This window comes from Enterobacter sp. BNK-22 (assembly GCF_048684805.1).
Classification (GTDB): Bacteria; Pseudomonadota; Gammaproteobacteria; order Enterobacterales; family Enterobacteriaceae; genus Enterobacter; species Enterobacter quasiroggenkampii.
Genome location: NZ_JBLQTT010000001.1, coordinates 2,347,906 through 2,368,973, shown reverse-complemented (window position 1 = coordinate 2,368,973; position 21,068 = coordinate 2,347,906). Strand labels below are relative to the sequence as shown.

Genomic DNA, 21,068 nt, shown 5'->3' with positions numbered 1-21,068 from the left:
TGCTGAATCGGGTCAACATTTATTTAACCTTTCTAAATAAAGTTGAAGAGGACGAGCATGATGGTGCATTCATCTGCCTGCGACTGTGAAGCCAGTCTGTGCGAGACCCTGCGCGGGTTCTCTGCTCAGCATCCTGACAGCGTGATCTATCAGACATCGCTAATGAGCGCCCTGCTAAGCGGCGTGTATGAAGGAGAGACCACCATCGCCGATCTGCTGGCACACGGTGACTTTGGTCTGGGCACCTTCAACGAGCTGGACGGCGAAATGATCGCCTTCAGCAGCCAGGTGTACCAACTGCGCGCCGACGGCAGCGCCCGGGCCGCGAAGCCGGAGCAAAAAACACCGTTTGCGGTGATGACCTGGTTCCAGCCGCAGTATCGGATCACCTTCAATGCGCCGGTCAGCCGTCAGCAGATCCACGATGCGATCGACCAGCAGATCCCCTCCGATAACCTGTTCTGCGCGTTGCGTATTGACGGCAACTTTCGCCATGCCCACACCCGCACAGTACCGCGCCAGAAGCCGCCTTACCGCGCGATGACCGACGTGCTGGACGACCAGCCGGTGTTCCGCTTTAACCAGCGCGAAGGGGTGCTGGTCGGGTTCCGCACGCCGCAGCATATGCAGGGCATCAACGTGGCGGGCTACCACGAACATTTCATTACCGACGACCGTCAGGGCGGGGGGCATCTGCTCGACTACCAGCTGGAGAGCGGCGTGCTCACCTTCGGTGAAATTCACAAGCTGATGATCGACCTGCCCGCCGATAGCGCGTTTTTACAGGCCAACCTTCACCTCAGCAATCTGGATGCGGCGATCCGTGCCGTCGAAAACTAACAGGAGAACTACCGTGAACAGTGAGAAACAGTCACGTCAGTGGGCGCACGGCGCCGATTTGGTTGTCGGCCAGCTGGAAGCGCAGGGCGTGAAGCAGGTATTCGGGATCCCGGGGGCGAAAATCGACAAGGTCTTTGATTCCCTGCTGGACTCCTCCATCGAGATTATTCCGGTGCGCCACGAGGCCAACGCGGCGTTTATGGCGGCGGCGGTAGGGCGTCTGACCGGCAAGGCCGGGGTGGCGCTGGTGACCTCCGGGCCCGGCTGTTCCAACCTGATCACCGGCATTGCCACCGCCAACAGCGAAGGCGACCCGGTGGTGGCGCTGGGCGGGGCAGTGAAGCGGGCGGATAAAGCCAAGCTGGTGCACCAGAGCATGGACACCGTCGCCATGTTCAGCCCGGTCACCAAATACGCCGTGGAGGTGAGTGCGCCGGACGCGATTGCTGAGGTGGTTTCCAACGCGTTTCGCGCCGCCGAGCACGGCAGGCCGGGGGGCGCATTCGTCAGCCTGCCGCAGGATATTGTCGACCAGCCCGCCACGGGGGCGATTTTACCCGCCAGCGGTCCCGCGCTGATGGGGCCGGCTCCGGAATCCGCCATCAACGACGTGGCGAAGCTTATCGAAAAGGCCACAAACCCGGTCATCCTGCTGGGGCTGATGGCGAGCCAGCCCGCCAACAGCGCCGCGCTGCGCAAGCTGCTGGAGAAAAGCCGAATTCCGGTCACCAGCACCTATCAGGCCGCCGGGGCGGTGAACCAGGAGCACTTCACCCGCTTCGCCGGACGCGTCGGTCTGTTCAATAACCAGGCGGGTGACCGGCTACTCCATCTGGCGGATCTGATTATCTGCATCGGCTACAGCCCGGTGGAGTACGAGCCGTCCATGTGGAACAGCGGCGACGCCACGCTGGTGCACATTGATGTGCTGCCAGCCTATGAAGAACGTAACTACGTGCCGGATCTGGAGCTGGTGGGGGACATCGCCGAAACGCTGAATCAGCTCGCTAACCGTATCGACCACAAGCTTGAGCTGAGCCAGCGGGCCTCCGAAATTCTGGTCGATCGCCAGCATCAGCGCGATCTGCTCGATCGTCGCGGCGCCTCGCTTAATCAGTTTGCCCTGCATCCGCTGCGCATCGTGCGGGCCATGCAAGACATCGTCAATAACGACGTGACGCTCACCGTGGATATGGGCAGCTTCCACATCTGGATCGCCCGCTACCTCTACAGCTTCCGGGCGCGTCAGGTGATGATCTCCAACGGCCAGCAGACCATGGGCGTCGCGCTGCCGTGGGCCATTGGCGCGTGGCTGGTCAACCCGAGCCGCAAGGTGGTGTCGGTCTCCGGTGACGGCGGCTTCCTGCAGTCGAGCATGGAGCTGGAAACCGCGGTGCGCCTCAACGCTAACGTGCTGCACATCATCTGGGTGGATAACGGCTACAACATGGTTGCCATTCAGGAAGAGAAAAAATACCAGCGTCTTTCCGGCGTCGAGTTCGGCCCGGTCGATTTCAAAGTCTATGCCGACGCCTTTGGCGCGAAAGGCTTTGCCGTGGAGAGCGCCGACGCGCTCGAACCTACGCTGCGTGCGGCGATGGATGTGGATGGCCCGGCCGTGGTGGCCATTCCCGTCGACTACAGCGATAACCCGCTGCTGATGGGCCAGCTCCATCTCAGCCAGATTTTGTGACTCAACATAAGGACAGAGAAATGCAAAAAGTTGCTCTCGTAACAGGCTCAGGCCAGGGGATTGGTAAAGCGATTGCGCTTCGCCTGGTGAAGGATGGGTTTGCCGTCGCCATTGCCGACTATAACGCGGAAACGGCCAGAGCCGTGGCCGATGAAATTATCCGTAACGGCGGTAACGCCGTCGCCGTGAAGGTGGACGTCTCTGACCGCGAGCAGGTATTTGCGGCTGTGGAGAAAGCCCGCACCGCGCTGGGTGGCTTCGACGTGATCGTTAACAACGCCGGGGTTGCGCCGTCCACGCCGATCGAGTCCATCACGCCGGAGATTGTCGACAAGGTCTACAACATTAACGTGAAAGGGGTGATCTGGGGGATCCAGGCCGCGATTGACGCGTTCCGCAAAGAGGGGCACGGGGGCAAAATCATCAACGCCTGCTCCCAGGCGGGTCACACCGGTAACCCGGAGCTGGCCGTCTACAGTTCCAGTAAATTTGCGGTACGCGGCTTAACCCAGACCGCCGCACGGGATCTTGCGCCGCTGGGGATCACCGTTAACGCCTACTGCCCGGGCATCGTGAAAACGCCGATGTGGGCAGAGATCGACCGTCAGGTCTCCGAGGCGGCGGGTAAACCGCTGGGCTACGGGACCGAAACCTTTGCCAAACGCATCACGCTTGGCCGCCTGTCCGAACCGGAAGATGTCGCTGCCTGCGTTTCATACCTGGCGGGACCGGATTCCGACTACATGACCGGCCAGTCGCTGCTCATCGATGGTGGGATGGTGTTCAACTAAAAATTCAATACTAATAAGCTCTGACATGAGTTTTCCCCTGCACCCGTGCAGGGGCTTTTTTTTGTCTCCTCCGCCATTGTGCATTACACTGCGCGCTGCAAAACTTTAGTCATTACGATCTGACAGGCGGTAACAGCGATGAACGGTACAATCACAACGTGGTTTAAAGATAAAGGCTTTGGATTTATCAAAGATGAAAACGGCGACAACCGCTATTTTCATGTGATTAAGGTCGCGAACCCCGATCTGATTAAGAAAGATGCCGCGGTGACCTTCGAGCCAACCACCAACAACAAAGGCCTTTCCGCCTACGCGGTGAAGGTGATCCCCGAAAGCAAACATCTCTATATCGCAGGCGAGCGCGTGAAGCTCACCTCGATCAAATCCTTCGTGGTGTTCAACGAAGAAGAGCCCGCGGATACCAAAATCGACAAAGAAAATGCGGTGCTGTCGGTGGGTCTGCTGATGAACAGCATCAAGCCGAAATCTGATAAAAAACCGGGCGAAATGCGCACGGTGAAGAAGCTGGCGATCACCACCTTCCAGAATACGACGCTGATCTTCACTGAAGATGAGATCGACATCGATGCCACGGTGAAGCTGCTGAAGTAATTGTTTGCCGGGTGGCGGCGATGCCTTACCCGGCCTACGAAAAACCTCAACGCGCCACCGGGCACCACCGCACGCACTTAACCCATCCTGTGCTCGCCCCGTAACATCGCCTCACGGTCAAACACCTTCTGGATCTTCCCGTGCGCCATCAATGCCGCCCGGTCGGACATATGGGCAATCACATCCGCGTCGTGACTGACCAGCAGATAGGTCATCTTATGCTCGGCCTTCAGGCGGTTAAGCAGGTTCAGGATTTCCGCCTGTACCGACATATCCAGCGCCGAGGTCGGTTCATCCAGCAACAGAAGCTGCGGGCGCAGCAGCAGCGCGCGGGCAATGGCAACGCGCTGACGCTGGCCGCCGGAAAGCTGGTGCGGGTAGCGCCTGCCCGCGTCGGCGGAGAGCCCCACCTCGTGCAGCGCATTGGCCACCTTTTCCGCGATCTGCGTCTCGCCGTGGATGCTTAACGGCTCCGACAGCGTGCGCGCAATGGTGTGGTTCGGGTGCAGCGACGCCCACGGATCCTGAAACACCATCTGCACGTTGCGGCGAAGCCCGCCTTCAAAACGTCGCCCTGGCGTTAACGTTTCTCCCAGCAGTGCAATACTGCCACGCCACTCGCGCTGCAGCCCAGCCAGCACGCGAAGAAGGGTCGATTTGCCGCAGCCGGATTCACCAATCAGGCTGAACGTCTCGCCTCTCTCAATGCTAAAGCTGGCGGCAGAGACCGCCGTTTTTTCCCCGAAGGTGACCTGCACCTGGTTAACCTCAACGAGCGCCATCGTTGGCCTCCTTCCACGGCTGTGAACGGTCGAGCGTCGGCAGCATCTGTCCATAAGTATGGGCGTCTGGACGACAGGTCCACAGGGTTTGCGTGTACGGATGCGTCGCCTGCGGGAGCTGGCTCGCTGTCATCTCATCCACCTTTTCGCCCTGATACATCACCAGCACGCGGTCGCAGTGCTCCGCCACCAGCGGCAGATCGTGGCTGATTAACAGCATCGCCATCTGGCGTTCTTCGCACTGCTGCACCAGCAGCTCGAGGATCTGGTTGCGCAGGCGCGCATCCAGCGCGGAGGTCGGTTCGTCGGCAATCAGCACCTGCGGGTTGTTGATCAGCGCAATCGCAATCATCACCCGCTGGCCCATGCCCCCGGAAAGCTCACCGGGGTAGCGTGACAGCACGTTCTCGCTCAGCCCGACGGCGCGGAGGATGTCGTGAATACGCGCCGCACGCTCCGGGCGCGGCAGGCGCTGATGCAGCGTGAGCGCCTCATCAAGCTGGGCGGCGACGCTTTTGACGGGGTTAAGGGCGTAACGCGGATCCTGCAGGACCATCGCAATGCCGTTGCCGCGCAGCGCCTGCCAGCGGCGGGCGTTCAGGGTCAGCAGGTCGTTGCCCAGCACGTTAAGCCGGTTGGCGCTTACGATACCGGGTTTACGCACCAGGCCCATCAGGGCGCGGGCGGACATGGACTTGCCGGAGCCGGATTCCCCCACCAGCGCCAGCCGCTCGTTGCCAAGCGTAAAGCTCAGGTTGTTGACCACGCGTGCGGCAGGGTAGTCGATATTCAGCGCATCGACGATGACGCGGTGTTCAGTCATGCTGTGGCTCCAGTACGTCGCGCAGGCCATCGCCTAACAGGTTAAACGCCAGACTGGCAAACAGGATGGCTCCGCCCGGAATGGCGGCAATCCACCACTGGTCGAAAATGACCTGCATGCCGTCCGCAATCATCGCCCCCCATTCGGCCATGGGCGGCCGTGCGCCAAGGCCGAGGAAGCCGAGACCGGCGGCGGCCAGAATAATCCCCGCCAGATCCAGCGCCAGCCGCACAATCGCGGAGGGCAGGCACAGGGGCAGAATATGGCCGACCAGCAGGCGCAGGCCGCGGATCCCCATCATCTCGGCGGCGGCCAGATAATCGCTGTGGCGCAGACGCTGGATCTCGCTCCGCGCCTGCCGCGCGTAGGCAGGCCAGGTGGTTAAAGCCAGCGCCAGCGCACCGTTGACCAGCCCCGGACCGAGCATCGCGACAAATGCGAAAGCGAGGATCAGGCGCGGCATTGACATCACCACGTCGGTGAAGCGCATGAGGATACGCTCCATCCAGCCGCCGTAGTAGCCGGACAAAATGCCCACCAGCAGCCCGGCGGGCAGGGTAATAACCGTCACCAGGGCCACCAGCCCGAGCGCCGGACGCGTGCCGTAAATCAGGCGCGAGAGCAGATCCCGCCCGTAGCCGTCGGTGCCCAGCCAGTGCTGGCCGGTCGGTGCCTGCAGGCGCGCGGCGGCGTCCTGCCAGTTCGGATCAACCGGTGCCAGCCACGGGGCGAACAGGGCAATAAACACCAGCAGCACGATGGCAATCAGTCCGCAAACGGCGGCAGGGGAGCGGCGCAGGCGGCGTAAGAAGAGATAAAACGGCATCAGCGCACCCTGGGATCGGTCGCCCGCACAAGCAGGTCGGTAAGGTTATTGATCAGCACAAAACAGACGCCAATCAGCAGCGTGCCGCCCATGACCGCGGTGGTGTCTCCGGCGAACAGGGCGGTGGTGAGATAGCGTCCGATGCCCGGCCACGAGAACACGGTCTCTGTTAATACCGCACCTTCCAGCATGCTGGTGTAGGCCAGGGCAATCACCGTCAGCAGGGTACTGCGAATGTTCGGCAGCACGTGGCGCAGCAGAATGGTCATCTCCCCGGCACCTTTGGCGCGGGCAAGGAGAATGTACTCCTTGTTCATTTCGCCGAGGCAGGCGGAGCGGGTCAGGCGGGTAATGCTTGCCAGCGAGTAATAGGCCAGCAGCACCACCGGCAGCACCAGGTGGCTGAGGGCGTTGCGGAATGCCTCGCGATCGCCGGAAAGCCAGGTATCTATCAGCGCAAAGCCGGTGCGTGGCTCGACGGTGAACTGCCAGATATCGTCCAGCCTGCCGGGGCCCGCGCTCCACTGCAGCTTCGCGTAGAACAGGGCCAGCATCAGCAGGCCAAGCCAGAAAATCGGCACCGAGTTGCCGAGCAGGGTGAGCGTTCTGATCGCTAAGTCCAGTGGCGAACCGGCGTAGCGGGCGCACAGCACACCCGCAATCACGCCGAGTACCGTGCCGATAATTAGCGCCAGCGTTGCCAGCTCCAGCGTGGCGGGGAAGGCGTGCAGCAGATCCTGCAGCACCGGCTGCCCGGTGGCGCTGGCGGTGCCCAAATCACCGTGGGCAAGGTTTTGCAGGTAGTGCCAGAACTGCACGGGCAGGGGACGATCCAGCCCAAGCTGGTGGCGAACCTGATCGTACGTCGACTGGCTGGCGTGATCCCCGACGATCTGCAGCACGCGATCGACCGGTGAAAACGCCGAGAGCGCAAACGTGACGAGCAGCAGCCCGAAGAGCGTGAGCAGCAGGGTCAGCAGGCCCTGAAGCACGCGGGTGGAAAGATGTGGCATGGGAAATCTCTTCATGCCGGGTGCGGCTTCGCCTTACCCGGCCTACAAAAACCGAGAACACAGGCCGGGTCAGCGCAGCGCCACCCGGCAACAAGGGCTACTTCGTGACGCGATCGTACCAGACCATATCCGCGTTCAGCCCCTGCTGATAACCCTTCACGTTATCGCGCACCACGATCTGGGTTTTGCCCTGATCGACGAACACGTACGGCGAGCTCTGCTGCAGCTGTTCCTGCATTTTCTTGTACAGATCCAGACGCTTCGCCGGATCCGGTTCGGCAACCGCCGCCAGCGTGGCCTTGTTCAGCTCCGGAATTTTCCAGCCATTCAGGCCGGCCACGGTGCTGGACTTCCCGTCGTTCCACGCGAAGGCGCTGGCGTTAGAGTGCGCATCGAAGTAGTCCGGGATCCACAGACGAATCGCCGCCTGATGCTGCTTCGCGCGCACGCGGGCATAGACCTGGCTCCCGGCGGCAGGCAGCAGATCCACCTTCACGCCACCCTGAGCGAAGCTCGCCTGCATCGACTGGGCGATGGTGATAAACGGCGGCTTGTTCTCCACGTCCAGCGTGAAGTGCGCGTCCTTAATGCCCGCTTTGGCGAGAATGGCTTTCGCTTTTGCCGGGTCAAATTTAAACGGATTGTCTTCCAGCGCGCCCGGCAGCCCGACCGGCAGGAAGCTCTGGTGAACAAAATACTGGCCTTTCAGCAGGTTCTTCGTGATGCCGTCATAGTCGACCAGCCAGCGTGAGGCTTCCCAGAAGGCCGGGTTGTTCAGCAGCGGGTTAGCGCTGTTGCCGGTGTTAAACACCAGGTAATTCTGCTCGGCGGACGGAATGCTCAGCACCTTCACGCCCGGCTTGCCGTCCAGGGCGCTAATCTGGTCTGCACCCAGATCGCGCGCCACGTCCGCATCCCCCTGCTGGATCAGCAGGCGGCGTGAAGCCGGATCGGGGACGTTTTTAATGATGATGCTTTTGAGCTTCGGCGCGCCGCCGGGCGCGGCGTCGTTAGCTTCCAGCACGATGGCCTGATGCGGCTGATAGACGCGCATTTTGAAGGCGCCGCTGCCCGCCGAGTGCATTTTCAGCCACGCGTTACCGAAGTCATTATCCTTCACGTTCGCGGCGACCTCTTTTTCATCGACGATAGAGGCAATCGGCGTGGAGAGAATATTCAGCGCCACCGACGGGCTGACGTCCGCCGTCCAGTGAAGCTGGAGGGTATGATCGTCCACCTTTTTCAGCTGGCTGGCGATGTTGCTCGCCTCCCAACCCAGCACGTTGAGGATAAAGGCCGGGGATTTGTTCAGCGTCACGGCGCGGGTATAAGAGAAGATCACGTCTTCCGGGCGCAGCGGGTTGCCGGAGGCGAATTTCGCATCGGGTTTAAGCTTGATGGTCAGGGTTTTTGCTGCCGCGTCCGCTTCCCAGCTTTCTGCCAGAATCGGCGTGATTTTTTCCGGATTATCGCGGTCCGGCTGTACCAGACGCTGGTACAGGCTCGGCACGGTCTGGATGCTGGAGAGCTCGTTGGCTTCTGCCGGGTCGAGGCTCACGATATCATCAAGCCCCTGGGCAACCACCAGCGTGTTGGGCGGCGTAGCGGCGTGGGCTGCGCCTGAGAGCGCAGCCAGCACCAGTAACGGCAACAGTTTTTTTGTCATAGCGATCCCTGAGAAGAATATATTGTGATTGTTTTATGCTCCGCTACGTTAGGGCGACTGTGACATTCCACAAAGTCGAAATTCAGCTTTACTTATGCCTTCCGGGAATATCGCATGCGCTCGGGCTATTAAAACACGCTGCTTTTCGCCTGCTTTTTAACCTGCTATAACAAATGCCTTACCTTTCAGGGAGTCATCGCCGTGCCCGAAATCAATCAACATGGTCAAACCGTTAACGATATCGTTCCCGACTGGAAAGGCGCGCGCGCGTTAACCCGCACGCCGCTGTTCGGCCAGTATTGTCGCCTGGAGCCGCTGGACGCCGATCGCCACGCGGCCGATCTCTATGAGGCCTATGCGCTGGGCGACGACAGCGACTGGACGTGGCTTGCCAGCACGCAGCCCACGAGCGTGGAAGCCACCGCGCACTGGATCATGGCGAAGGTCATGGATGATGAGCTGGTGCCATTTGCCGTCATTGACTTACGCACCGAACGGGCGGTGGGGCTGGTGAGCTATATGGCCAATGAGCGGCTGCTGGGGTCGGTGGAGATAGGACACGTCACCTGGTCGCGTAAAATGAAAGGTTCCCGCATCGGCACTGAAACGGTGTGGCTGCTGCTGAAAAATGCGTTTGAGCACGGCTACCGGCGGCTGGAGTGGAAGTGCGATTCGATGAACGTTGCCTCACGCTGGGCGGCGGAGCGGCTGGGGTTTGTCTGGGAAGGGCGCCTGCGCCAGAAGCTGGTGCGCAAAGGGCGCAACCGCGACAGCGATATGCTTTCTATTATTGACGGCGAATGGCCGCAAAGAGATGCGGAGCTGCGCGCCTGGCTGGCGGCGGAGAATTTTGACGACGACGGGCGTCAGATAAAGCGTCTTGAGGCGTTTCGGTTATAAGTTTTTTATGTAGGGTACAGCGCAAACGCGAGGCTAATCCGCGGAAATCGCGATTTCTATCAGGTTGGTTTTTCCTGACTGTAGCCCGCGCGTTACCGCTTCGGCGATATCGGCAGCCTCGGTTACCCGGCAGCAGTGGACGCCCATGGCGGTGGCCAGCGACTGAAAATCGATATGCGGGTTCACCAGGTCCATCCCGATAAAACGCCCCAGCCGCGTTGAGCTGTAGTCAGCCTGGCTCTTCATAAAGTTTTTCAGGATGTTGTACTCCCTGTTATTCATGACGATAAAGGTGACCGGCAGATTTTCGTGTGCCGCCGTCCAGAGCGCCTGCGGCGAGTACAGGGAGGCTCCGTCACCTATCAGGCAGACCACCGGCTCCCGTCCGCGTCCCAGCGAGTGCCCTACTGAGGCAGGCATCCCCCAGCCCAGTCCGCCGCCGCGCATAAAGTAGTAGCGCTGGTGCTGCTGGTCAGAGATGAACCGGCGGACATGCCTGGCGGTCGCTATCGCCTCATCAACGATGGTGGTACCCGCCGGAATGGATCGGATGACTTCCCAGGCTGCGACCATCGGGGAGATCGCCGGGCGTAGCCGCTCGGCGGCCAGACGTTCCTCCTGTTGCTGCCACTCCTTCTCCCGTTCATCGCGGGCCGCAACCAGCAGCCGCTGGTGGACCAGCCTGCTGGCGATCAGGCGCTGCTCAAGCTTCGGCAACAGTTCGTGCAGGGAGAGCTTGATATCCCCCATCACCGAAAGGCGAGTGGCATACGTACGGCCAAGCTCGTGCATATCCGCCGAGAGCTGATACACCGCGCAGGTCGCCGGAATGGCCTCGCCCTCGCTGTACAAAATGGTGATCAGGCTTCTGCCGCCGATGATGAATACGGCATCGTAGGCGTTGATGATGCTGGCGATTTCGCTGGCGGTGGTGGGCATATTGCCCCGCCAGAGTGCGTGCTGAGTGGGAAAAGGCAAATTCAGCGGCCAGGAGGAGCCATAGACGTGGGCGCTGAGCGCTTCCGCCAGCTGGACAATCTCCTGCGTCGAGCCGCTGGAGTGCACCTCATCGCCCGCCACAATCATGATCCTGCCGGGCGTAACCTGGCTCAGTTCTTCGGCCAGTTCGTCCAGCGAGCCCGCTACGGTGTGGTAGTTCACTTTAGAGGCCGTTTGTATCCCGGCGTCGCTGAGCTCTTCCATCACGTTCATTGGCAGAGAGAGCAGCACCGGACCAGCCGGAGGATAGCTGGCAGCGTGAAACGCGCGGCGCACCAGCACCGGGAGCTGGTCGGCGCTGGTGACCTCCTGCGCCCATTTCATGACCGGGGAGCCAATGGAAACAATATCATCATACAGCAGCGGATCGCGGACGTAGTGCCGCGTATCCTGCTGTCCAACGGTGACCACCAGCGGGGTTTTCATGATCCGCGAATTAATGAGGTTCCCCATGCCGTGCCCCAGACCGCTGGCGGTATGCAAATTGATAAAGCCCGTTTTGCCGGAGGCTTTCGCATAGCCGTCGGCAATTGCCACCACGGTGCTCTCCTGTAGCGCCAGAATATAATGAATATTTTCATGGCGAAGCAGGGCATCAATGAGCGGAAGTTCGGTGGTACCGGGGTTGCCAAAAATATATTCCACGCCTTCACTCTCCAGCACTTCAAGGAGAATATCGGCACCCGTTCGCATATTGAGATCTGATAAGGACGTTAATGATTTAATCATACTGACACCTCATTCAGTATTATTTAACCCAGGCTAAAATTCTTCCTGCGTTGGACGAACAACAATTTCATTAATATCAACGTCGCCAGGCTGTTCAATAGCAAATAAAACCGCGCGGGCAATTGCTTCAGCCGGAATAGCCTGCTTATAAAACTCATGGAGAAATTTTTTGCTCTCTTCGTCAGAACTGCCGAATTGCAGTTCGCTCTCGACGGCACCGGGCGAAATAAGCGTCGTGCGGAGGGTTTTACCCGCCTCCTGACGTAAGCCTTCACTCAGCGCGCGGACGGCGAATTTCGTGGCGCTGTACACCACGCCGCCAGGCGCCAGCACCTTGATGCCCGCGACGGAGGCAACGTTAATAAAATGCCCGCTGCCCTGACGCTGGAACACCGGAAAAGCGGCAGCGATGCCGTACAGTACCCCTTTCAGATTGGTGTCAATCATCTTGTCCCATTCGTCGGTTTTCAGCTCGCTAAGCGGGGCGATAGCCATAAAGCCCGCGTTGTTGATCAGCACATCCACGCGCTGGTAGGCGGCAACGGCAGCGTCAATGGCGCGCTGAACCTCTTCCTGACGGGTGACATCGGCCTTGACGGCAATAGCCTTGCCGCCTTGCTGAATAATCTGATCCACCAGGGCATTAATTCTGTCCAGACGGCGCGCCACCAGCACCAGCGAAAACGCGTTATTCGCTAAATGGAGGGCAATCGCCTGACCAATACCGCTGCTGGCACCGGTAATAACAACAACCTTGTTTGCACTATTATTCATGATCTTATCTCGCTATTGAGTGATGCAAAAAAATAAAAGGCAGAGAAGCGTTAATGAATAATGACAAATTCATTAACGCGGTTTTGGATATATTGTGTATCGGGAATAAAATGATGTTCGTTTAAAACTTAATGGAGTACGGAAGAGTCTGTCAATGTCGTTTTTTAATAATTAAATTAATTGCAGACCTAATATTTAATTCTTATAGGTAACCGAGAATAGTATATAAATGAAATCGGGTCACGATAGCGGCCCTGCGAACAGGGCCTGAGGATTATAATTTGCCACTGTAAAGCACCGGGCCTGTGGGGAGTCCAGTGGGCGAGCCGCCCTCTGGTTCAAGGCTTATGGCTATCGTGGCGTTAGGAGGGAGCGTTGTGTTCCTGAGAGTGACACGTGTGGGGATGTCGTTATGCAGCAGCCCCATGGATACCGGCGCCTGCCCGCCTGGGATCAGCCAAAGCTGCAGGCTGTGTTGCGCCGCGACGACCGTTGGTCGAAGAGGGGCAATGCTCAGGTGCTGACGGCTGGCGTCCGCGCTGACGACCCACTGTCCGTGCTGTTGGGTATCGTTGAGTACCATCAGCGGAGCGAGTTCCGGGGTACGGATGGCATACCAGGCAACGACCGACAGGGCGGCGAGGGAGGCCGCAGCCATCCAGCCGACATAAGGCCGACTTTTGCGTAAAGGCTTTTTGGGCGGCAGATCGAGGGCGATTCTCTTCCACACCGTCTCGGGTGGCGGGACGGGCACAAGATGACTATCCAGCGTGCTGAACATCTCCTGCCAGTACGCCACGCGGGCGGCCAGAGCGGGTTCATGGAGGACCCTTTTCTGGAACTGAAGCCGCGCTCCTCCCCGCAGCGTGCCGAGGGCATACTCTGCTGCCAGCATGTCGTCGCGTTTTTCTGCGTCATTCATAGCCCGACACACTCCCGAAGATGGTCAATTGCCCGACGTATCCAGCTTTTCACCGAGCCCAGAGGCTGCTGGAGCCAGTCGGCAATGTCGCTGTGAGACATTCCCTGATAGTAGGCGAGCGTAATGCTCTGGCGCTGTTCGCTGCTCAAATGTTCGAGACACTGCCTGAGCCGTTCTGCCTGCACATCGTCGTGCCAGTTATTCTGCTCATCGTTCTCGCAAGGCAGAATCGCGTCGTTATACGCCGTCTCGCGGTCGGCAGCGCGGGTTTGCCCGCTGCGCAGCCAGTCAATACAGCGGTTGCGCACAATGTGCGTAAGCCAGGTCATCGGGGAGCTCAGTGTAGCGTTGTAGGTTTCGGCTTTACTCCAGACGGTGATAAAACAGTCGTGAAGGATCTCTTCTGCCCACGCGCGGTCACGCAGCATGCGCAGCGCGACGGCAAACAGGTGTGGCGACGTGAGTCGATAAAGTTGTTCAAATGCACGGCGATCGCCGTTTGCGACCGCCTGCATTAATTTCAGTTGCTGTTCAGCCAGCGCGTTATCCATGTTTTTCCCGGAAGGCAACGTCACACTTCCGAAGTATAGACAACTACTTAGGCATCAGGACGGTATCAATCACATCAATCACGCCGTTTTTTTGATGAACGTCATAGGTGCTAATGTTCGCCACATTGCCTTTACCGTCCTTAAGCTGAATATTGTGCGGGCCGTTGCTCATGATCCACAGTGGCTGACCGTTAACGGTCTTCAGCTCCGCGTGGCCGCCGCCTTGTTTAATTTTCTGCTCCAGCGCTTTCATATCGTAATTACCGGCGACCACGTGATAGGTCAGGATGCTGGTGAGCGTGGCTTTGTTTTCGGGTTTGACCAGGTTCTCGACCGTGCCGGCAGGCAATTTCGCAAACGCCGCATTGGTCGGCGCAAACACGGTGAACGGCCCTTTGCTCTGAAGCGTGTCCACCAGTCCTGCCGCTTTGACGGCGGCTACCAGTGTGGTGTGATCTTTCGAGTTTATGGCGTTTTCAACAATATTTTTGCTCGGGAACATTTCCGCTCCGCCCACCATCACGGAGCCTGACGTCATGGCGGCTGATGCGCCTGCACAGAAGAGTAAAGCGCTGGTTACGAATGCAACACGGGTTAGCTTTTTCATCATCTTTCCTCGGATTGGGGAGCAAAGGGGTTGCTCACATCTGCATATACGAGGGGAGGGGGGAAACTGGATGCAGGAAAATAAAAATAAATTTTTGAAGGGGGAGGTTAATCCCCTCTCCCCTATGGAGCTGAGGGGGCCCCACAAAGTAATGCCAGCACGGAACAGTCCCCTCGCCCCTCCGGGGAGAGGGTTAGGGTGAGGGGAACATACAGCTGTTGTGGTCATTCCGTTCACTTTATGTTCCTTGCTACTCTGTAACCCCATAACCTGTGAACGTGCCAGGGTGGCTCAGTCGCCACCACCCTGGCGACCCGGGCTCCCGGCGGTAAATCGCCGCTACGCGGTGCCCTCGGCTTATTCCTTCCGGCTTATCGGGGACGGGCGGAGGTAACGTCCCTGTAAAGCCCGCCCTCTCGGCGCATCCATGCGCCTCGCCCCGGCCTGCAGGAAACGCCTCAGCGATTTACAGCCGGACCAGGGCATCGCTGAAAGGCTTCAGTCGTTCTTAAACAACGTTATTGATGCTGCTTAAAATTACTGGGGATCCCTCAGCCTATGGGGAGAGGCAGGGTGAGGGGAAATACCCTCAGCGCCTCACCGGTGCCCCGTTCGCCACATAATACGCGGCCGTGCTCTTCGCCAGCGGCTCGCGTCCGCGAATGACGTCGGCAATCTTTTCGCCAATCATAATGGTGGTGGCGTTCAGGTTGCCGGTGATGATCTGCGGCATAATCGACGCATCCACCACGCGCAGCCCTTCCAGCCCGTGAACGCGGCCTTCGCCGTCGACCACCGCCATCTCGTCGTAACCCATCTTGCAGGTGCCGCACGGGTGGAAGGCGGTTTCGGCGTGGTTGCGCACGAACTCGTCCAGCTGCTCGTCGGTCTGGCAGTCAATACCCGGACTGATTTCACGGCCGCGGTACTTGTCCAGCGCGGGCTGGTGCATGATCTCGCGGGTGATGCGTATCGCGTCGCGGAACTCCTGCCAGTCCTGCTCGTGGGACATGTAGTTGAACAGGATCGCCGGATGCTGGTGCGGATCGCGCGACTGGATGCGCACGTGCCCACGGCTCGGGGAGCGCATGGAGCCGACGTGGCACTGGAAGCCGTGCTCTTTCACCGCGTTCGAGCCGTTGTAGTTAATCGCCACCGGCAGGAAGTGGTACTGAATGTTCGGCCATTCAAACTCTTCACGGCTGCGGATAAACCCACCCGCTTCGAAGTGGTTGCTCGCGCCCACGCCGGTGCCGCCAAACAGCCACTCGGCGCCAATCTTCGGCTGGTTCCACCACTGCAGGGCAGGGTAGAGGGAGACCGGCTCTTTGCATTCGTACTGGAGGTACATCTCCAGGTGATCCTGCAGGTTTTCGCCCACGCCGGGCAGATCGTGCACCAGCGGGATATCGAACTGCTTCAGCAGGGTAGCGTCACCCACGCCGGAGCGCTGGAGGATCTGCGGAGAGGCAATCGCCCCGGCACTCAGCAGCACTTCTTTTTTTGCCGTCGCTTTGGATGGGATGGTGCTTTCACCCTCCAGCCACTCGACGCCCACCGCGCGCTTGCCCTCAAAGAGGATGCGATCGGTCATGGCGTGGGTGCGGATGGTCAGGTTTGGGCGCGGTTTCGCCTGATCCAGATAGCCGCGCGCGGTGCTGGCGCGTCGGCCCTGCGGCGTGACCGTGCGGTCCATCGGGCCGAAGCCTTCCTGCTGATAGCCGTTGAGATCGTCGGTGCGCGGATAGCCCGCCTGCACGCCCGCCTCCACCATCGCCTCAAACAGCGGGTTCACGCCCGGTTTCGAGGTGGTGACGCTCACCGGACCGTCGCCGCCGTGGTAGTCGTTCGGTCCCACGTCGCGCGTCTCCGCCTTGCGGTAGTAGGGCAGGCAGTTGAGGTAGCTCCAGTGCTCCAGACCCGGCTCTTTTGCCCAGTGGTCGAGGTCCATCGCGTTACCGCGGATGTAGCACATGCCGTTGATCAGCGACGAGCCGCCCAGCCCTTTGCCACGTCCGCACTCCATGCGGCGGTTGTTCATGTATGGCTCTGGTTCGGTTTCGTACGCCCAGTTGTAGCGCTTACCCTGCAGCGGGAACGCCAGCGCGGCGGGCATCTGGGTGCGGAAGTCAAAGCGGTAATCCGGTCCGCCCGCTTCAAGCAGCAGGACGGTGGTGTTCGGATCTTCAGTCAGTCGTGTAGCCAGCACGTTGCCGGCAGAGCCGGCCCCGATAATGATGTAGTCAAATTGCAAATAAACCTCCCGGTTAAAATATGGACTGGAATTTACCCATCTCAACCTGGATGGACTTCACCTGGGTGTAGCTCTGCAGCGTCATCACGCCATTCTCGCGGCCAATGCCGGAGTGCTTGTAGCCGCCGACCGGCATCTCTGCAGCGGATTCACCCCAGGTGTTGATCCAGCAGATGCCCGCCTCGAGCTGATGAATGGCGCCGTGGGCGCGGTTCAGGTCGGCCGTGACGATGCCTGCCGCCAGCCCGTAGTCGGTGTCGTTGGCGCGGCGAATCGCTTCCTCAATGGACTCATAGGTGAGGATGGACATCACCGGGCCGAAGATCTCTTCGCGCACGATGGTCATTTCGTCAGTGCAGTCGGTGAACACGGTCGGGGCCACCCACGCGCCGTTATCGAAGCCTTCGCCCTTCAGCACGTCGCCGCCGCACAGCACGCGCGCGCCTTCCTCTTTGCCTTTGGCGATGTAGCGCATCACGCTGTCGCGGTGCGGGAAGCTGACCATCGGACCAAAGTTGGTAGCTTCATCGAACAGATCGCCCGCGCGGATGCGGCCCACGCGCTCAACGATTTTCTGCTCAAACGCGGCTTTGAACTTAGCCGGAACAAACACGCGGGTGCCGTTGGTGCACACCTGGCCGGAGCTGAAGAAGTTGGCCATCATGGCGATGTCCGCCGCGAGATCCAGATCCGCATCGTCAAAAATAATCAGCGGCGATTTGCCGCCCAGCTCCATCGTCACCTCTTTCAGGGAGGAGGCCGCGGCGTTCGCCATCACCTTTTTGCCGCTGGCGACGCCGCCGGTAAAGGAGACTTTGGCGATGCCCGGATGCTCGGTCAGGTACTGGCCGGTCTCCGCGCCCACGCCCGGCAGGACGTTAAACACGCCGTCCGGCAGGCCCGCTTCGGTGTAGATCTCGGCAAGCTTCAGGGCGGTAAGCGGTGTCACTTCGCTCGGCTTGAAGATCATTGCGTTGCCCGCCGCCAGCGCCGGGGCGGATTTCCACAGGGCGATCTGGATCGGGTAGTTCCATGCGCCGATGCCCGCCACCACGCCCAGCGGCTCGCGGCGGGTATAGACGAATGAGGTCTCGCGCAAGGGGATCTGGCTGCCTTCCAGCGCCGGGATCAGACCCGCGTAGTACTCCAGCACGTCCGCACCGGTGACGATATCCACGGTTGAGGTTTCGGAATACGCTTTACCGGTGTCGAGGGTTTCCAGCTTTGCCAGATCGTCGTTGCGCTCGCGCAGGATGTCGACGGCGCGACGCAGGATGCGAGAGCGCTCCATGGCGGTCATCGCCGCCCAGACTTTTTGCCCGCGCGTTGCGCTTTCTACGGCGCGATCGACGTCTTCGCGCCCGGCGGCCTGTACGGTCGCCAGGACTTCACCGTTGGCCGGGTTGATGGTCTCGAAGGTGCGACCGCTGGTGGCCGATGTATAACCACCATTGATATAAAGCTGCTGTTCTGCCATTCGGGACATAAATTCTCCTCGGTTATTCGGTCGGTAAATGCTGGCTGATAAAGTGGCTGGTCAGTGACTGCGCCAGGGTCTTATCCAGCGGCTTGCCGCTCAGCGCGGCGCGCAGCCACAGCCCGTCGATCAGTGCCGCCAGCCCGTAGCCCGCCTCCTGGGCCTGCTCGCGCGGAAGCTCGCGGCGGAACTCGTACACCAGGTTCGACAGCAGGCGGCGGCTGCTCACCTGCTGCAGGCGGTAGAGCATCGGCTGGTGCATGCTGCTTGCCCAGAAGGCCAGCCAGGCCTTCATCGCCGCGCTGCTCACCTGGGTTTCATCAAAGTTACCGCCAACAATCGCCTGCAGACGCTGCTCCGCGCTGCCGTTCGGCAGGGCGTGCAGGCGGCTTAATACCGCATCGCGCAGCTGGCCGGTGATGTCGCGCATGGTCGCTTCCAGCAGGCCGTTTTTGTCTTTGAAATAGTGACTGATGATCCCCGTGGAAACGCCCGCCCGACGGGCGATCTGCGCGATCGTCGCGTCATGCATTCCCACTTCATTTATTGCTTCCAGCGTGGCGTCGATAAGCTGCCTGCGCCGGATCGGCTGCATCCCCACTTTGGGCATTTTTGCCACTCCATTCATCAGCGTTGGTTAACCATTAAAGCGGTTTTTGATTGGACGTTCAATATAAAATGTGTCTTAATTGTTGCGGATTTGGATTTTAATAGTTACAAAAATAGTGAGGATACTGGATGACAGACCTTTCACAGGACAGAGAAAAAGACAAAATCAACCCGGTCGTTTTTTATACGTCCGCCGGGCTGATTTTGTTGTTTTCCCTGACAACGATCTTCTTTCGCGATTTTTCTGCCGAGTGGATTGGACGCACCCTGAACTGGGTGTCAAAGACCTTCGGCTGGTACTACCTGCTGGCGGCGACGCTCTATATCGTCTTTGTGGTCTGCATTGCCTGCTCGCGCTTCGGCTCCGTTAAGCTCGGTCCCGAGCAGTCCAAGCCCGAGTTCAGCCTGCTGAGCTGGGCCGCGATGCTATTTGCGGCAGGCATCGGCATCGACCTGATGTTCTTCTCCGTGGCCGAACCGGTCACGCAGTATATGCAGCCCCCGGAAGGGGCAGGGCAGACAATGGAGGCCGCGCGCCAGGCGATGGTCTGGACGCTTTTCCACTACGGCCTGACCGGCTGGTCAATGTACGCCCTGATGGGGATGGCGCTGGGATACTTTAGCTATCGTTATAATTTGCCCCTCACCATCCGCTCGGCGCTGTACCCGATTTTCGGTAAAAAGATCAACGGCCCGATCGGCCACAGCGTCGACATTGCGGCGGTGATCGGCACCATCTTCGGTATTGCGACAACGCTCGGGATTGGCGTGGTGCAGCTTAACTACGGGCTGAGCGTGCTGTTTGATATTCCGGACTCGATGGCGGCGAAAGCGGCGCTGATTGCGCTCTCCGTCATTATCGCCACCATTTCGGTGACGTCGGGCGTCGATAAGGGCATCCGCGTGCTCTCCGAGCTGAACGTGGCGCTGGCGCTGGGCCTGATCCTGTTCGTGCTGTTTATGGGCGACACCTCGTTCCTGCTCAACGCCTTAGTGCTGAACGTGGGCGACTACGTGAACCGCTTTATGGGCATGACGCTGAACAGCTTCGCCTTCGACCGCCCGGTGGAGTGGATGAACAACTGGACGCTCTTCTTCTGGGCGTGGTGGGTCGCGTGGTCGCCGTTTGTCGGCCTGTTCCTGGCGCGTATTTCACGTGGCCGCACCATCCGTCAGTTTGTTATGGGCACGCTGATTATCCCGTTCACCTTTACCCTGCTGTGGCTGTCGGTGTTCGGCAACAGCGCGCTCCATGAGATCATCCACGGCAACGCAACCTTTGCACAGGAAGCGATGGCGCACCCGGAGCGCGGCTTCTACAGCCTGCTGGCGCAGTACCCGGCGTTCACCTTTAGCGCCTCCGTGGCGACCATTACCGGCCTGTTGTTTTACGTCACTTCGGCGGATTCCGGCGCGCTGGTGCTGGGCAACTTCACCTCGAAGCTCAAAGACATCAACAGCGATGCGCCGAACTGGCTGCGCATCTTCTGGTCCGTCGCCATCGGCCTGCTGACGCTCGGCATGCTGATGACCAATGGCATCTCGGCGTTGCAGAACACCACGGTGATCATGGGGCTGCCGTTCAGCTTCGTTATCTTCTTCGTGATGGCCGGGCTGTATAAATCGCTCAAGGTGGAAGATTACCGCCGCGTCAGCGCCAGCCGCGACACCGCGCCGCGCCCGATGGGCGCGCAGGACCGGCTGAGCTGGAAGAAACGCCTGTCGCGCCTGATGAACTACCCGGGCACGCGCTACACCAAACAGATGATGGAGACGGTCTGCTTCCCGGCGATGGAAGAGGTGGCGCAGGAGCTGAAGCTGCGCGGCGCCTACGTGGAGCTGAAAAACCTGCCGCCGGAGGAGGGCGAGACCCTGGGGCACCTGGATCTGCTGGTGCACATGGGCGACGAGCAGAACTTTGTCTACCAGATCTGGCCGCAGCAGTACTCGGTCCCCGGCTTTACCTACCGGGCGCGCAGCGGGAAGTCGACCTACTACCGGCTGGAGACCTTCCTGCTGGAAGGAAGTCAGGGCAATGATTTGATGGACTACAGCAAGGAGCAGGTGATTACGGATATTCTGGACCAGTATGAACGGCACCTGAACTTTATCCACCTGCACAGGGAAGCGCCGGGGAATAGCGTGATGTTCCCGGATGTTTGAACCATTTCGTGTATGAATGACAGGGCACCCGTAACGG

Annotated in this window: 19 protein-coding genes; 6 read left to right on the top strand and 13 right to left on the bottom strand. The window is 59.7% G+C overall.

Annotated features, from left to right (window positions below; genetic code table 11):
* The first annotated feature begins 60 nt into the window (after positions 1 to 60).
* The 4 genes from budA (at position 61) to ACMGGE_RS11205 (ending at position 3,936) form a co-directional block, all read left to right on the top strand.
* The gene (budA, locus tag ACMGGE_RS11220; RefSeq protein ID WP_420294189.1) at positions 61 to 840 is read left to right on the top strand and encodes an acetolactate decarboxylase; all 780 of its coding nucleotides are present in this window, start codon (positions 61 to 63) and stop codon (positions 838 to 840) included.
* A 13-nt stretch (positions 841 to 853) separates the two neighbouring features.
* Positions 854 to 2,533 carry an acetolactate synthase AlsS gene (gene alsS, locus ACMGGE_RS11215; protein ID WP_420293758.1) on the top strand — a complete coding sequence of 560 codons (1,680 nt, stop codon included), beginning with the start codon at positions 854 to 856 and terminating at the stop codon, positions 2,531 to 2,533.
* A gap of 20 nt (positions 2,534 to 2,553) precedes the next feature.
* Positions 2,554 to 3,324, top strand: a complete 771-nt coding sequence (locus tag ACMGGE_RS11210) for a (S)-acetoin forming diacetyl reductase (RefSeq protein WP_111967350.1) — start codon at positions 2,554 to 2,556, stop codon at positions 3,322 to 3,324.
* Positions 3,325 to 3,462: 138 nt separating this feature from the next.
* The gene (locus ACMGGE_RS11205) at positions 3,463 to 3,936 is read left to right on the top strand and encodes a cold-shock protein (protein ID WP_045909648.1); all 474 of its coding nucleotides are present in this window, start codon (positions 3,463 to 3,465) and stop codon (positions 3,934 to 3,936) included.
* Positions 3,937 to 4,013: 77 nt separating this feature from the next.
* Here the strand turns inward: ACMGGE_RS11205 and ACMGGE_RS11200 are convergent, their stop codons facing one another.
* From ACMGGE_RS11200 to ACMGGE_RS11180, 5 genes are all read right to left on the bottom strand, one after another.
* Positions 4,014 to 4,718: an ABC transporter ATP-binding protein gene (locus ACMGGE_RS11200; RefSeq protein ID WP_252073947.1), complete on the bottom strand. Its 705-nt coding sequence runs from the start codon at positions 4,716 to 4,718 to the stop codon at positions 4,014 to 4,016.
* On the bottom strand, positions 4,705 to 5,541 hold the full coding sequence (locus ACMGGE_RS11195; RefSeq protein ID WP_420293757.1) for an ABC transporter ATP-binding protein: 837 nt from the start codon (positions 5,539 to 5,541) through the stop codon (positions 4,705 to 4,707). Before ACMGGE_RS11195 ends, ACMGGE_RS11200 begins: the two co-directional genes overlap by 14 nt.
* Positions 5,534 to 6,367 carry an ABC transporter permease gene (locus ACMGGE_RS11190; RefSeq protein ID WP_063621074.1) on the bottom strand — a complete coding sequence of 278 codons (834 nt, stop codon included), beginning with the start codon at positions 6,365 to 6,367 and terminating at the stop codon, positions 5,534 to 5,536. Before ACMGGE_RS11190 ends, ACMGGE_RS11195 begins: the two co-directional genes overlap by 8 nt.
* Positions 6,367 to 7,380: an ABC transporter permease gene (locus ACMGGE_RS11185; RefSeq protein WP_128301655.1), complete on the bottom strand. Its 1,014-nt coding sequence runs from the start codon at positions 7,378 to 7,380 to the stop codon at positions 6,367 to 6,369. Before ACMGGE_RS11185 ends, ACMGGE_RS11190 begins: the two co-directional genes overlap by 1 nt.
* 97 nt (positions 7,381 to 7,477) lie before the next feature.
* Positions 7,478 to 9,046 (bottom strand): ABC transporter substrate-binding protein, encoded by a 1,569-nt coding sequence (locus ACMGGE_RS11180; protein ID WP_045909643.1) that lies wholly within the window; start codon positions 9,044 to 9,046, stop codon positions 7,478 to 7,480.
* A gap of 201 nt (positions 9,047 to 9,247) precedes the next feature.
* On the opposite strand from ACMGGE_RS11180, the gene ACMGGE_RS11175 reads away from it, so the two are divergent.
* Positions 9,248 to 9,946, top strand: a complete 699-nt coding sequence (locus ACMGGE_RS11175) for a GNAT family N-acetyltransferase (RefSeq protein ID WP_420293756.1) — start codon at positions 9,248 to 9,250, stop codon at positions 9,944 to 9,946.
* A gap of 33 nt (positions 9,947 to 9,979) precedes the next feature.
* On the opposite strand, the gene ACMGGE_RS11170 is transcribed toward ACMGGE_RS11175, so the two are convergent.
* The 8 genes from ACMGGE_RS11170 to betI form a co-directional block, all read right to left on the bottom strand.
* Complete coding sequence (locus ACMGGE_RS11170) at positions 9,980 to 11,674, bottom strand: thiamine pyrophosphate-binding protein (RefSeq protein WP_420293755.1); 1,695 nt, start codon at positions 11,672 to 11,674, stop codon at positions 9,980 to 9,982.
* Between the two features lie 33 nt (positions 11,675 to 11,707).
* Positions 11,708 to 12,448, bottom strand: a complete 741-nt coding sequence (locus ACMGGE_RS11165; protein WP_061715795.1) for an SDR family oxidoreductase — start codon at positions 12,446 to 12,448, stop codon at positions 11,708 to 11,710.
* Positions 12,449 to 12,722: 274 nt separating this feature from the next.
* Positions 12,723 to 13,370, bottom strand: coding sequence for an anti-sigma factor (locus ACMGGE_RS11160; RefSeq protein WP_262765537.1), 648 nt, complete (start codon positions 13,368 to 13,370; stop codon positions 12,723 to 12,725).
* Complete coding sequence (locus ACMGGE_RS11155) at positions 13,367 to 13,921, bottom strand: RNA polymerase sigma factor (RefSeq protein WP_420293754.1); 555 nt, start codon at positions 13,919 to 13,921, stop codon at positions 13,367 to 13,369. Before ACMGGE_RS11155 ends, ACMGGE_RS11160 begins: the two co-directional genes overlap by 4 nt.
* Before the next feature lie 43 nt (positions 13,922 to 13,964).
* Positions 13,965 to 14,528, bottom strand: a complete 564-nt coding sequence (locus tag ACMGGE_RS11150; protein ID WP_024906966.1) for a fasciclin domain-containing protein — start codon at positions 14,526 to 14,528, stop codon at positions 13,965 to 13,967.
* A gap of 589 nt (positions 14,529 to 15,117) precedes the next feature.
* The gene (gene betA, locus ACMGGE_RS11145) at positions 15,118 to 16,782 is read right to left on the bottom strand and encodes a choline dehydrogenase (RefSeq protein ID WP_420293753.1); all 1,665 of its coding nucleotides are present in this window, start codon (positions 16,780 to 16,782) and stop codon (positions 15,118 to 15,120) included.
* Positions 16,783 to 16,795: 13 nt separating this feature from the next.
* The gene (gene betB, locus ACMGGE_RS11140; RefSeq protein WP_032656123.1) at positions 16,796 to 18,268 is read right to left on the bottom strand and encodes a betaine-aldehyde dehydrogenase; all 1,473 of its coding nucleotides are present in this window, start codon (positions 18,266 to 18,268) and stop codon (positions 16,796 to 16,798) included.
* Positions 18,269 to 18,281: 13 nt separating this feature from the next.
* Entirely contained in the window at positions 18,282 to 18,869 is a 588-nt protein-coding gene (betI, locus tag ACMGGE_RS11135; RefSeq protein WP_023343550.1) for a transcriptional regulator BetI, read from the bottom strand.
* A gap of 128 nt (positions 18,870 to 18,997) precedes the next feature.
* Here betI and betT point away from each other — a divergent pair, with 128 nt between their 5' ends.
* On the top strand, positions 18,998 to 21,031 hold the full coding sequence (gene betT, locus ACMGGE_RS11130; protein ID WP_024906970.1) for a choline BCCT transporter BetT: 2,034 nt from the start codon (positions 18,998 to 19,000) through the stop codon (positions 21,029 to 21,031).
* Positions 21,032 to 21,068: the final 37 nt, after the last annotated feature.